General features: G+C 54.0%; 9 protein-coding genes. 4 read left to right on the top strand and 5 right to left on the bottom strand.

Translation table 11 applies throughout. From position 1 onward, the window contains the following. The first annotated feature begins 112 nt into the window (after window positions 1-112). The 3 genes from OGX93_RS15520 to OGX93_RS15530 all read left to right on the top strand — a co-directional run bounded on the left by OGX93_RS15520 (window position 113) and on the right by OGX93_RS15530 (window position 5,660). Window positions 113-2,401, top strand: a complete 2,289-nt coding sequence (locus tag OGX93_RS15520; RefSeq protein ID WP_286449055.1) for an FdhF/YdeP family oxidoreductase — start codon at window positions 113-115, stop codon at window positions 2,399-2,401. A 158-nt stretch (window positions 2,402-2,559) separates the two neighbouring features. Further along, window positions 2,560-4,422 (top strand): bifunctional glutathionylspermidine amidase/synthase, encoded by a 1,863-nt coding sequence (gene gss, locus OGX93_RS15525; RefSeq protein WP_286449054.1) that lies wholly within the window; start codon window positions 2,560-2,562, stop codon window positions 4,420-4,422. 182 nt (window positions 4,423-4,604) lie between these two features. Continuing rightward, complete coding sequence (locus tag OGX93_RS15530; protein WP_286449052.1) at window positions 4,605-5,660, top strand: NAD(P)-dependent alcohol dehydrogenase; 1,056 nt, start codon at window positions 4,605-4,607, stop codon at window positions 5,658-5,660. Window positions 5,661-5,711: 51 nt separating this feature from the next. Here OGX93_RS15530 and OGX93_RS15535 read toward each other — a convergent pair whose 3' ends face one another. Next, complete coding sequence (locus OGX93_RS15535) at window positions 5,712-6,689, bottom strand: AraC family transcriptional regulator (protein WP_275055532.1); 978 nt, start codon at window positions 6,687-6,689, stop codon at window positions 5,712-5,714. A gap of 107 nt (window positions 6,690-6,796) precedes the next feature. Further along, window positions 6,797-7,627: an alpha/beta fold hydrolase gene (locus tag OGX93_RS15540; protein ID WP_275055533.1), complete on the bottom strand. Its 831-nt coding sequence runs from the start codon at window positions 7,625-7,627 to the stop codon at window positions 6,797-6,799. A 188-nt stretch (window positions 7,628-7,815) separates the two neighbouring features. On the opposite strand from OGX93_RS15540, the gene OGX93_RS15545 reads away from it, so the two are divergent. Beyond that, window positions 7,816-8,241: a MerR family transcriptional regulator gene (locus OGX93_RS15545; protein ID WP_286449049.1), complete on the top strand. Its 426-nt coding sequence runs from the start codon at window positions 7,816-7,818 to the stop codon at window positions 8,239-8,241. Between the two features lie 54 nt (window positions 8,242-8,295). Here the strand turns inward: OGX93_RS15545 and OGX93_RS15550 are convergent, their stop codons facing one another. From OGX93_RS15550 to OGX93_RS15560, 3 genes are read right to left on the bottom strand one after another with little or no spacing between them, the layout of a single operon-like run. Then, window positions 8,296-9,336 carry a fimbrial protein gene (locus OGX93_RS15550; protein ID WP_227657976.1) on the bottom strand — a complete coding sequence of 347 codons (1,041 nt, stop codon included), beginning with the start codon at window positions 9,334-9,336 and terminating at the stop codon, window positions 8,296-8,298. Then, on the bottom strand, window positions 9,327-11,828 hold the full coding sequence (locus OGX93_RS15555; protein ID WP_286449047.1) for a fimbria/pilus outer membrane usher protein: 2,502 nt from the start codon (window positions 11,826-11,828) through the stop codon (window positions 9,327-9,329). Before OGX93_RS15555 ends, OGX93_RS15550 begins: the two co-directional genes overlap by 10 nt. 11 nt (window positions 11,829-11,839) lie before the next feature. Beyond that, window positions 11,840-12,517: a fimbrial biogenesis chaperone gene (locus OGX93_RS15560; RefSeq protein ID WP_012135110.1), complete on the bottom strand. Its 678-nt coding sequence runs from the start codon at window positions 12,515-12,517 to the stop codon at window positions 11,840-11,842. Window positions 12,518-12,549: the final 32 nt, after the last annotated feature.

Below are 12,549 nucleotides of genomic sequence, written 5' to 3' on the forward strand. Positions count from 1 at the left end.
AATATAACTCGTTAATTGTAGCCCGCCTGTACTCCATCAAGAGGAAATCAATATCAGACGGAAATTGTTACCGTACTCGCCATTAAAAATTGGCAGTGAATAAGCAGTAACAATGAAAAATGGTGTTCCAGGAGTAAGCGGTTATCAGGGCCCGGCGGGCGGCTGGGGAGCCGTGAAAGCGGTCTCTGCGTCGGTGTTTTCCCAAAAGGCCGTCACGCGCGATATTATCGCGATGTTCAAAATGAATCAGGTCAAAGGCTTTGACTGCCCTGGCTGCGCATGGCCTGACCCTGGCCATCGGGCGCCGATGGAACTTTGTGAGAATGGCGTCAAAGCGGTCTCCTGGGAAACCACCAGCAAGAAAGCCTCACCGGCGTTTTTCCGTCGTCATCCGGTGTCCACCTTATGGCAGTACAGTGATTACGAGCTGGAAAATATTGGCCGCCTGACGCACCCGATGAAATATGATGCGGTAACCGATACCTGGCAAGCCGTGGAATGGGACATCGCGTTTCAGGAAATAGGCGAACGCCTGCGCAGCTACGATTCCCCGGAACAGGTAGAGTTTTATACCTCCGGCAGAACCTCGAATGAAGCGGCGTTCCTGTATCAGCTGTTTGCCCGCGAATACGGCAGCAACAACTTCCCGGACTGTTCCAATATGTGCCACGGCCCGACCAGCGCAGGGCTGACGCGCGCTATTGGTCTGGGGAAAGGCACCGTTGAACTGGCGGATTTTGACCACTGCGATCTGGTGATTTGCATCGGGCATAATCCAGGAACCAACCATCCTCGTATGCTGACCACGCTGCGCGATGTGGCAAAGCGCGGCGCCAAAATTATCGCCATCAATCCGCTGGCGGAGCGAGGCCTTGAACGCTTTAGCTTCCCGCAAAGCCCTAAAGAGATGCTCACCGGCCAGGCGACCGAACTCAGCAGCAGCTACTACCAGGTGAAAATGGGCGGCGATGCGTCGCTGCTCAAAGGCATGATGAAGGCGCTGATTGAAATGGATGAGGCAAGGCTGCTGCTAAACCAGCAGCCTTGCCTCGATCATGAGTTTATTGCTACGCATACCGCCGGTTATCAGGCGCTGTATGATGACCTGCGCCAGTGCAACTGGGCGGAACTGGAAGCGGATTCAGGTCTGACGCGCAGCCAGATGGAAGATTTAGCGCACAGCTACAATAAATCGCGCGCCACCATCATTTGCTACGGCCTGGGGATCACCCAGCATAAAAACGGCACCGGGAATGTGCAGCAGCTGGTTAACCTGCTGTTGCTGAAAGGCAATATCGGAAAGCCGGGCGCGGGTATCTGCCCGTTGCGTGGGCATTCCAATGTGCAGGGCGACCGTTCGGTTGGGATTAACGAAGCAGCGTCGGACGCCTTCCTGCAACGCCTTGAAGCGCGTTTTGCCATTACCGTTCCTCGTCAACACGGCCGCGCCAGCGTGGAGAGCATTCGGGCGATAGAGCGGGGCGAGGCTAAGGCGTTAATCTGCATGGGCGGCAATCTGGCCGTGGCGATGCCGCAGCCGCAGCGGACGTTTGCGGCAATGCAAAAGCTGGATATGCAGGTGCATGTGGCAACCAAACTGAACCGCTCGCACCTGCTGCTGGCGAAGCATAACTATCTGCTGCCCGCGTTGGGCAGAACGGAGCGCGACCTTCAGGCGACGGGGATTCAGTCCGTCACCGTCGAGGATTCGATGTCGATGGTGCACGCCTCCTGCGGCTCTCTGAAACCGGCTTCGCCGTGGCTGAAATCGGAACCTGCGATTGTGGCGGGAATGGCACGCGCCACGCTTACGCGTTCGCCGGTGAACTGGGAAGAGATGGTGGGAAACTATGCTCTGATCCGCGACGCCATTGAAGCCGTTATTCCGGCGTTTCATGACTACAATGCCCGCATTGCCGCGCCGGGCGGATTTCGCATGGACACGCCTGCCTCGCGCCGTGAGTGGCATACCGGGAATGGCAAAGCCAACTTTGTCGTTAGCCAGCAGCGCGCCGTTGAGCGTCAGCAGCAACCCGCTGATGCGCTGGTGCTGGCAACGCTGCGCAGCCACGATCAGTACAACACCACCATTTATGGCCTGAATGACCGTTATCGCGGCATTACCGGCCGCCGTGACGTCGTGTTTTTAAATGCGGCGGAAGCCAGGGCGCGCGGGCTGGCGCAGGGCGATGTGGTGACCATTCAGGCGCTGGACGATCATGGCCGCCCTTGTGAGGATCGCGCGATGCGCGGGCTGACGGTCGTGATCTACAACATGGCGGTAGGATCGATTGGCGCCTATCTGCCGGAAGCGAATGTGCTGTTATCTCTGGATGCGGTCGATAGCGAAAGCCTGACGCCAGCCTATAAGAGCGTGCCGGTGGTTATCAATAAAACATAACATCGTTCCCGCTATGAATTTTTTGTCTCTGTGCGCCGTCTGACCGGGTAGAGGTGTATGATGAATCTACCTCTGTCCGGTTAGTGTTATTGAGCAGGCAAGCAGAGCGAAAAATTCACGCCATACTGCTCAGGCTGTATTGTTTTGAGGTAAGGTGCATGAGCAAAGGAACGACCCGTCAGGATGCCCCATTCGGGACATTATTGGGCTACGCCCCCGGTGGCGTAGCAATCTACTCTTCAGATTACAGCTCCCTCGACCCACGGGAATACAGCGATGATGCCGCGTTTCGCAGCTACATCGGCAACGAGTATATGGGCCATAAATGGCAGTGCGTTGAGTTCGCCCGCCGCTTTCTCTTTCTCAATTATGGGGTTGTGTTCACGGATGTCGGCATGGCGTGGGAGATCTTCTCGCTGCGTTTCCTGCGCGAAGTGGTGAACGACAACATCCTGCCGTTACAGGCGTTTCCCAATGGTTCGCCCCGCGCGCCGGTCGCTGGCGCGCTGCTTATCTGGCAAAACGGCGGCGAGTTTAAAGATACCGGCCATGTGGCGATCATTACCCAGTTGCTGGACAACAAGATCCGTATCGCCGAACAGAATGTGATCCACACGCCTCTGCCCCCAGGGCAACAGTGGACCCGCGAGCTGGATATGATGGTGGAAAACGGCTGCTATACCCTGCGCGATACCTTTGACGACACCACGATCCTGGGCTGGATGATTCAGACCGAGGACACGCAGTACAGCCTGCCTCAACCAGACATCGCCAACGATCCACTGAAGATTCGCGGCGCGCGGCTGGAAGAGAAAGGGCAGTTTGACGGCAAATGGCTGGATGAGCGGGACCCGCTGCAAAAAGCCTATGTGCTGGCGAACGGGCATGTGATTAATCAGGACCCGCATCAGTATTTCACCATTACGGAAAGCGCCGAGCAGGAGCTGATTAAAGCCACCAACGAGCTGCATCTGATGTACCTGCATGCCACTGACAAGGTGCTGAAAGACGATAACCTGCTGGCGCTGTTCGACATTCCGAAAATCCTCTGGCCGCGTTTGCGCCTCTCCTGGCAGCGTCGTCGCCACCATATGATCACCGGTCGTATGGATTTCTGTATGGATGAACGCGGCCTGAAGGTGTACGAGTACAACGCCGATTCCGCATCATGCCATACCGAAGCGGGGCTGATCCTCGAACGCTGGGCCGAAAAGGGCTACACCGGGAAGGGGCATAATCCGGCGGAAGGGTTGATCAACGAACTGGCGGGCGCATGGAAACATAGCCTCGCGCGTCCTTTCGTCCACATCATGCAGGATAAGGACATTGAGGAGAACTATCACGCCCAGTTTATGCAGCAGGCGCTGCGCCAGGCCGGGTTTGAAAGCAAAATTCTCCGGGGACTGGATGCGCTGCGTTGGGACGATGCCGGTCAGCTGATTGACGGCGATGGCCGCCTGGTGAACTGCGTCTGGAAAACCTGGGCGTGGGAAACCGCAATTGAACAGGTGCGTGAAGTCAGCGAGACGGAATACGCCGCCGTGCCGATTCGTACCGGCCATCCTGAAAATGAAGTGCGGTTGATTGATGTGCTATTGCGACCGGAAGTGCTGGTGTTTGAACCGCTGTGGACGGTGATCCCCGGCAATAAGGCTATTTTGCCTATCCTGTGGTCGCTCTTCCCGCATCACCGCTATTTGCTGGATACCGATTTCACGGTTAATGACGAACTGGCGCGCACCGGTTATGCGGTGAAACCGATCGCCGGGCGCTGCGGCAGCAATATCGATCTGGTGAGCCATCAGGAAGAGTTACTCGATAAAACCAGTGGGAAATTTGCCGCGCAGAAAAACATTTACCAGCAGTTGTGGTGCCTGCCAAACGTGGCCGGGAAGTATATTCAGGTCTGCACTTTCACCGTTGGCGGCAACTATGGCGGTACGTGTCTGCGTGGCGATGATTCGCTGGTTATCAAAAAAGAGAGCGATATCGAGCCGTTAATTGTGGAAAAAGGGGAATAGCCTCTTCTGAAAAAGAGCCTGGGGCGTGATGCGCCAGCGTCCGCCCGGGCCATTCAATGCCCGGGGATTCGTAACAGACGTTCTGTCGGGAGTATCAGGCAATCATCCGGCAGGATTAGGCTCACTCTGCTATTCATCAAGCCGCTACAGTTTCAGGTGGAAAACAAACAACTGGAGCTGCTATGAAAACCATCGGTTATGCTGCATTAAACGCGACTACGCCACTGGCCCCTTTTACGTTTGAACGACGCGCATTGCGTGCCAATGATGTGGCGATCGAAATCCTGTGGTCAGGCGTCTGTCACAGCGATCTGCATCAAACCCGTGACGACTGGAAAGAGTGGGGCGCGACGATTTACCCCTGTATTCCCGGACACGAAATTATTGGCCGGGTGATTGATGTCGGCAGTAAAGTGACGCGTTATCAGGTCGGGCAACAGGTGGCGGTCGGAACCCTTGTTGATAGCTGTCAGGAGTGCGATCAGTGCCACAGGCACGAAGAGCAAATGTGCCGTGAGTTTCCGACGGTGACCTATAACGGGCGTGACCGCATCTCAGGAGACGTCACTTACGGTGGTTACTCAAAACATATCGTGGTTCGCGAGGAGTTTGTCCTGAATCTGCCGGAAGGCCTTGATCCGGCCAGAGCGGCGCCGTTGCTTTGCGCGGGCATCACCGTTTACTCGCCGCTGCGGACCTGGAACGTTGGCCCCGGATCGCGCGTTGGGGTGATTGGCATCGGTGGCCTGGGGCACCTTGCGGTTCGTCTGGCGGCCGCTTTGGGCGCAGAGGTGACGGTTATCACCCGCAGTGAGTCAAAAGCGAAAGAGGCGCATGAGCTGGGCGCCGAACACGTTCTGCTCTCGACCTCCGCAGAGGCGATGAATAACGCGGCGTCCTCTTTTGATGTGATTATTGACACCATCCCGACGCGCCATGATGTTTCGCCCTACGTTCAGCTACTTGATGTGGAAGGGGCGCTGGTTATTGTCGGTAATCTGGGGAATATGGAAGGGTTCAGCACCTTGCCGCTGATTCTGGGGCGTCGTCGCATCACGGGTTCACCGTCTGGCGGAATTGCACAAACGCAGGAGATGCTGGATTTCTGCGCCCGTAAAGGCGTGTACCCGGAGTGTGAGATCATCGATATCCAGCAGATTAATCAGGCTTTTGAGCGTATGGAGCGGGGTGATGTGAAATACCGCTTTGTGATTGATATGGCTTCACTGTCGAACTGACGGTAAGCAACGCATATCGGATCGGCTGTTTTGCTGTCCGATATGTGTGTATCAGCGCGGTATCCCGGTCAGCGTTCCCGCTTCCCGGACGCGTTCTGCGCCTTTCAGCGACTGCACTTTATCGCCGATTGGCGTGATGCCAAACAGGCGTTTGTACTCCCTGTGAAACTGACTGACGCTTTCATAACCCACTCTGATGGCCGCTGTCGAGGCATCCACATTATCTGACAACAACAGGCGTCTGGCTTCATGGAGCCGTAATTGCTTCTGATACTGCAACGGGCTCATGTTGGTCATGCGACGAAAGTGGTGATGCAGCGTCGAAACGCCCATTCCTGCAATCCCGGCCAGATCCTCCATTTTTAACGGTTGGGAATAGTGCGTGCGTAACCAGTTGATTGCGGAAGATATCCTCTGGCTGCTCGATCCTGTCAGTACGGTTTCCCGCAGCGTCATACCTGCCGGGCTGGTTAAAATGCGATACAGAATTTCCCGCTGAATCAGGTTGCCGATATACCCTTTATCCTGCGGGTGTTCTGCGAGCGTGATGTAGCGCAGTATGGCGTCAAACAAAAAGCGGTCGGCATGGCTGAGCGAGAGTCCTTCGCCTGCGAATCCCACGTCATTGCCGTGCTGTTCCATATCAACCAATACTTCACGCGCAACAGATAAATCCAGTTCCAGCAACAGCGATATAAAAGGACGCTCGGCGCTGGCCTGCATCACTTCGGCGACGGTTGGCAGATTGACCGCCGTCAGAAGAAAACGGGATTCGTTGTACACATAGGCCGTATCGCCTAACGTGACGCGCTTTTCTCCCTGGAGGATCAGCGACACGCTGGGCTGGTAAATATAAGAAAGCGGCGGCATTGGGCCGTGGAGTTCAGCAACGCTCAGACCGGGGAACGGGCAAACGACCCGCTCCTGATGTTCGGTATATGTTCTGACTTTTGCGGTAATTTCGTGACGCAGCGATGCGGTGTCCTGCCGCAGGCGATCATCCTGTGAGTTCGGGCGGTGATCCAGCATGGTCAGACTCCTCAACATAGGTTCGTATGTTTTAAACTGGAATGCAGCCGCCCGCGACCCCTTTTTTTGCTAATTGACTTGCCAGCTCATCCGTCGTGGTTGGTATATCAGCTATTCACAAAGGCCAGCAGGTCGGCGTTGACCCGATCTGCATGCGTGGTGGGGATGCCGTGCGGGGCTCCCTTGTACGTATTCAGCGTACCGTTTTTGAGCAGCCCGGCTGAAAGTACGCCGGAATCATGGTAGGGAACGACCTGATCGTCATCGCCGTGGATAACCAGAACCGGGATAGTGATACGCTTGAGATCTTCCGTGAAATCCGTCTGCGAGAACGCGACGATACCGTCGTAGTGCGCTTTGGCTCCCCCCATCATTCCCTGACGCCACCAGTTCCAGATGACCGCCTCAGACGGACTGGAACCCGGACGGTTGTAGCCATAGAAAGGACCCGCAGGGATATCGTAATAGAACTGCGCCCGACTGGCGGCCAGCTGTGCCTGGAAGTCGTCAAACACCGACAGGGGCGTACCCTGCGGATTGCTGTCGGTTTTTACCATTAATGGCGGAACTGCGCTGATCAGCACGGCCCTGGAGACGTTATCTTCGCCGTGACGCACGATATAGCGCACGACCTCGCCACCGCCGGTTGAATGCCCGACGTGCATTGCGCCCTGGACGCCTAAATGCTTAACGACTGCGGCAACGTCATCGGCATAATGATCCATGTCATGACCGTCCCACACCTGGCTGGAACGTCCATGACCACGCCTGTCGTGCGCGACGACCCTGAACCCCTTGTCCACGAAAAACAGCATCTGAGCATCCCAGTCGTCGCTGGAGAGCGGCCAGCCGTGGTGGAAGAAGATCACTTTTCCCTCTTTCGGTCCCCAGTCCTTATAGAAAATATCAACGCCATCGCTGGTTGTTACGTAACCCATATCGTTTCTCCGGTTCAGTAAGTTGTTAAAGGGAGAGACTTGTCTTGCGCGTAGCGCCAGGACGTTGGCTCCCGGAAAAAGGAGAAACGTCAGGGCCTGCGCGCGCGTCCGGCAACGATCTTCTGTTGACCGTTTAGAGAGTATAAGTTTAAAGTTAACTTTAAGGTCAAGAGAGGTCTGTAAACGGTATGAAGATTGGTGAACTGGCAAAAGTAACGGGGCTTACGCCCTCCCGTATTCGGTTTTACGAAGCAGAAGGGCTGATCAGTCCTCCTCAGCGTCAGAGCAACGGGTATCGTAATTATTCGGCGGAGGTGGCGAATCTGCTGAAGATTATTGATAACGCTCAGCGTGCCGGTTTTTCACTTGGGCAGATCCGCTGCTTTTTACCGCAGGAGCAGAAAAAGTGGGATCACGAGGGGTTGATACAATCCCTGGAGAAGCGTATCGCAGAGATTGAACTCATGCAGAAGCAGCTTGAAGAGAGCAAGGGCGAGTTGCTGAGTCTGATCGCCAGTATTGCAAACCGGCCTGACGGGATTTCCTGTGAGGACAACATGCAGCGGCTGATAGGGCAATTGCGTAATCCGGCGACCGCCACGGAAAACCGGTAAAATAAATGGCGAGGGGACGTGGTTCAGCTTCGGTCTTGCCGCCCCCTCACTGTCTTATTGGTATGTCATGGTAAATGACAAAACGCCATTCGCTGCACCGGTCGTGATGGTGTCTCCGGTCTGGTAATAACGCGCTTTCAGCGGCACCGTGAATCCGCCGCCGGAGGATGAGGTGCCAACGGCGACATCTGAACCCAGCGCCATCGGCTGATTGTTATAAAGTAATTGGATTCCCACGCCCGTGGCGGCATTATTTCCGCCAATGGTTTTCAGCACGCCTTTGCTCGCATCAAAAATATCGCCTTCCATCTTAACGCTGACCTTTGTTCCGGCATTACAAACCATCGGCAGATCGAAAGACTTTGTGTGTGCGTCTCCCGGCGTGGTGCCTTTGCCATTAAAGGCTTGTTTATCTACGTCCTGCATATTCACGGGGATAAACGTCGTTTGTAGATTACAGGCTGGCGTGGTAACCGTGAACGCGTTGATATTGACGGAAGATTCGGGTGAATGCCACAGCAGCGCGTTATTTAACATAACCAGCGATCCCACGGTTCTTGCCGTTATGGTTCCAGACCCGGTTTCGGCTGCCGTCTTATAAAATGTCACGATAACCACGCCATCCAAATTGCTGTTCACCATCCCCGCCATATTTTCACAGAGCTTAGCGGTATTTATGTCTCCCCGTATGGTATTGCTTCCCGTAACGGTCACGATGCCTGCGGCACATTTTGTCGTTGCGGCGGACAGGGAATACCCCACGCCGCTAATGTTCGTTTTATATATCTGACGCCCGTTGAGTGACGAATCGAATGTGCCAATGGCTCTGATACCAAAAATCTGCCTGGATATAACGCCCTCAGCGGAGTCCCAACAGTTAAAGGCATTAATTGTCGGTGTAATAACCTGTGTTCCTATTATCGAGCCCACAGGGAGATCCCGCGAGATAGTTACATTCTGCGGTGAGATCGTTGTTGTTGACGTAACCGTAGTGCAGTTCCACGCCAGGGCGGTGTGTGAAAATAATCCCAGCGAGGTAAAAATTAAGCTGATTAAAATTCGATACATTTTTCTTTCTCTCCAGATCAGTGGCATTGCGCGATGACTGTTTGCGGTTTGTCAGCGATCTGCGTTATCTGATACGTTGCCTGACAACTTCCCTCGGCCCAGTTAACGATCACGCTTCCTTTTTCCGGTACGCCGTTGAGCCAGACGCGTTTGCGATCGTCAACCATTCCTTCTGGAATGTTGTCGTGATTTTTAATACGGGTCGTCGCGCCAAACGGAATCTCTTTCCCGGTGAACTGAAGCATGACCTTATAACCGGTGACGGTAGGGTAATCAGCCAGCGCCAGCGCGCCTTTGGTCGGTACAACGGTGTAGGTGTCATTCAGCACATCGGTATGCGGGTTCAGCGATGCGGTATCCAATGACAGACTGTTCTGCCGATACGGCGTGACATACGGCACCACGGCAAAACCTCTGCTGTCGGTGTAAATCCCGCTGTTATTCGCCACTTTCACATCCGCCGCGTTGTCCGCTTTCACCAGTGCCATGGTTTCGCCAAGAGGCTGCGTGGCCGAGACGCCATAAGGGTGAACCACAATGCCGCCCATCGCTCCAACCGACATCTGGCGGTTATCGCGAGAGTAGTTGTAACCAAGCTGATACTCGCCATGACGGCCCTTGTAATTGACGGAAGCGCTTCCCATCGCATCCGAGCCTTTGCTGTTGTAGCCCTGCTGCACGTTCCAGCTCAGGTTTTTATCTTCCAGCGCTGAACCGGATAACCCCACCTGCGAAGTCGTATCGCCTTCTTTGTTGCTGTTCCCGGATACCGTCATCCAGCTGTCTGGCAGGAAACGTGAGAGCGGAATCTGCATCGTCAGAGAGACGATATGATCGTTTTCATTGTGCCAGGGGCCGCGTGAATAGCTGTAGTTCAGGCCGTAGTTGATATTGTTTATGCTGGTGTTGTAACCCACGTTAACGCTGCGCTCGGTGTCGCCGCCCCAGTAATCCTGTTGCCAGGCGGAAAGGTTTATATTTCCCCAGTCGCCAAGTCGCTGGTTCAGCGTCACCTGCGCCTTGCTGCGTTTGTTCCGTTCATAGCGCCAGTTGTTGCCTTCACGTATTGTGTCGCTCCCCATTCGAAAGGTATTCACGTCCCCGTTCGCTTCCTGGAAATCACGAAAACCTGATGAGGAATAGCGATAGCCCATCAAACTGAATGAGGTGCCTGTCGAAGCAAAGTCTTTGGCGTATTGCGCGCGTAGCGACACGCCTTCTTCTGTTTTGCCGGGCAGTTGCGTACGGGCGAAAGTGGCGTCAAAAGAGAGCGAGCCGAATTCACCGAACCCTTTTCCGATCCCCAGTGCTCCGGCCCAGTAATCTGCGGATGCCAGCGTGCCGCCATATATCGTGCTATCCCAGGGTAAACCGTAGCTCAGCGTGCCCTGTAGAAATTCCGGCTCTTTATCTTTGCTGTTTGCCGCGCGATATTTCCCTGCTGCCAGCGCATATTTGAACTGACCTTCGCGTTGCATCACCGGCACCGCGGAAAATGGCTGAATAAACTGATGCACCGACCCATCCGCCTCACGTACCGCCACTTCCAGATCGCCGCTGGCGGTGGTTGGGTACAGATCGTCAATCGCGAACGGGCCTGGCGGCACATAAGATTGCCAGATAACGTTGCCACCCTGACGAATGGTGACCTGCGCGTTGGTCTGTGCAATACCGCGTACCACGGGAGCAAAACCACGGACGCTTTCCGGCATCATGCTGTCATCTGAATAAAGCTGCGCGCCGCGAAAATTCACGCTGTCGAACACACCGGCCTGCGTATAGCCATCGCCTATGCTGAACTGACTTTTCAGAGCCTTAATGTCACGCTCCAGTGATGTGCCAAGGGTGTTCCAGTGACCAGCGCCATCGTTGTTGTTATAAGTGGCGTAATGACGCAATCGCCAGGGCCCAACGTTAATACCGCTACGCAGGTTCAAATAGCTGTCGTTACTCGACTTGTCGCTGCCATGCGTGTTAGCGCCTGAGAAGTTGTAGTTCAGGAACAGCATATTCAGTCCGTCATCCCACCGCTCAGGCGATACCGACCCCCGGGGATCGCGCTGTAGATACTCCTGCGGTACGGAGAGATCCAGGCGCATCCCGTCAAACTGGAAAATAAGCTGGCTGCCGGGAAGCAGTTTGCTGAGGTGTTCAACGTTCGCGGTATCTGCTATGTGCATCCATTCAGGTTGTGCATTGCGCTTAACGCCCCATTGCACCAGATCTGCACGAGTCAACACCGGTATTAACCCACTCTTACTGTCAATAAATGAAATATCCTGTGATGCCAGATAATTTCCATTTACATAGACATCAACGTGATAGACGCCAGGCACCTGCCCGTCAGCTTCATTAAAACGAGAAATATCAATATCACGCGGGATATTTCCACGGGTTTCAATAAAATCTGGAGAGAAATAATCGCCAGCCAGTACAGCAGGAGTATGCGTACACAGATAAATAAGTGTGGATAACCGAGTTAATTTAGCAAAACCCGAAACTGCATTGACATGAAACATGGCTTTGTAACCTACATTTTAAATTTATGTTCAGCCGTAATGCCTCCGAAGTCATTAATCGCACGCCACGATACTTCACCACCCGTTACCGCCGACTGAGGTAGCGATACCGTTTGAAATGGTAAAACCATTGGAGGTTTTGCTAGTTGTTTCCCATTCACCTTGATGTCGTATAGCGACACGCTATACGGCGAGGGGTTATGCACACTTAACTTTCCACCCACGCTTGAAAACGTTAGCTGCTGATACGCAAGTGAAGGGTCGCCTTTTAATCCTGCCGGACGATAAAACAGCTTCATTTTACTTTTGACCGCAATCAATAATTCATTTTTAGCATCCGGTGATGACGAAGGGATTGCTTTAATATTCAACCAGTAAACACTTTCTCTGTCCGTAGGGAGCGTGTCGCCTGATAACATAACGCGTACTGAATTCTGCGCCTGCGAATTTAATTTGAATAAAGGCGGTGTGGTGATGAATGCATTGTCACTGTCGTCGCCATTTTCACTTTTGCTTACCCATGACTGAATTAAATACGGCTTGTTATCTGGATTGTTAACGCTGATTGCCGCCTGATTGCCACTGCCGTTATAAATAAGCCGGGTGCCGCCTATTTCCACACCGCTTATTGCCGTTGCGGAGATAAACAAAAGACCAACGGCAATCTTTTTATAGACTTTCTGAAACATGAAGAGATCCTGAGTGAATTACTCAGGGCCGC

Origin of the sequence: Citrobacter sp. CK195, from assembly GCF_030333365.1 — a bacterium.
GTDB lineage: Bacteria > Pseudomonadota > Gammaproteobacteria > Enterobacterales > Enterobacteriaceae > Citrobacter_B > Citrobacter_B koseri.

Excerpts from the sequence above, each read along its gene's own strand:
- OGX93_RS15530 (WP_286449052.1), top strand. The coding sequence starts at position 4,605 with ATGAAAACCATCGGTTATGCTGCATTAAACGCGACTACGCCACTGGCC.
- OGX93_RS15555 (WP_286449047.1), bottom strand. The coding sequence starts at position 11,828 with ATGTTTCATGTCAATGCAGTTTCGGGTTTTGCTAAATTAACTCGGTTA.
- OGX93_RS15520 (WP_286449055.1), top strand. The coding sequence starts at position 113 with ATGAAAAATGGTGTTCCAGGAGTAAGCGGTTATCAGGGCCCGGCGGGC.
- OGX93_RS15550 (WP_227657976.1), bottom strand. The coding sequence starts at position 9,336 with ATGCCACTGATCTGGAGAGAAAGAAAAATGTATCGAATTTTAATCAGC.
- OGX93_RS15560 (WP_012135110.1), bottom strand. The coding sequence starts at position 12,517 with ATGTTTCAGAAAGTCTATAAAAAGATTGCCGTTGGTCTTTTGTTTATC.
- gss (WP_286449054.1), top strand. The coding sequence starts at position 2,560 with ATGAGCAAAGGAACGACCCGTCAGGATGCCCCATTCGGGACATTATTG.
- OGX93_RS15545 (WP_286449049.1), top strand. The coding sequence starts at position 7,816 with ATGAAGATTGGTGAACTGGCAAAAGTAACGGGGCTTACGCCCTCCCGT.
- OGX93_RS15540 (WP_275055533.1), bottom strand. The coding sequence starts at position 7,627 with ATGGGTTACGTAACAACCAGCGATGGCGTTGATATTTTCTATAAGGAC.
- OGX93_RS15535 (WP_275055532.1), bottom strand. The coding sequence starts at position 6,689 with ATGCTGGATCACCGCCCGAACTCACAGGATGATCGCCTGCGGCAGGAC.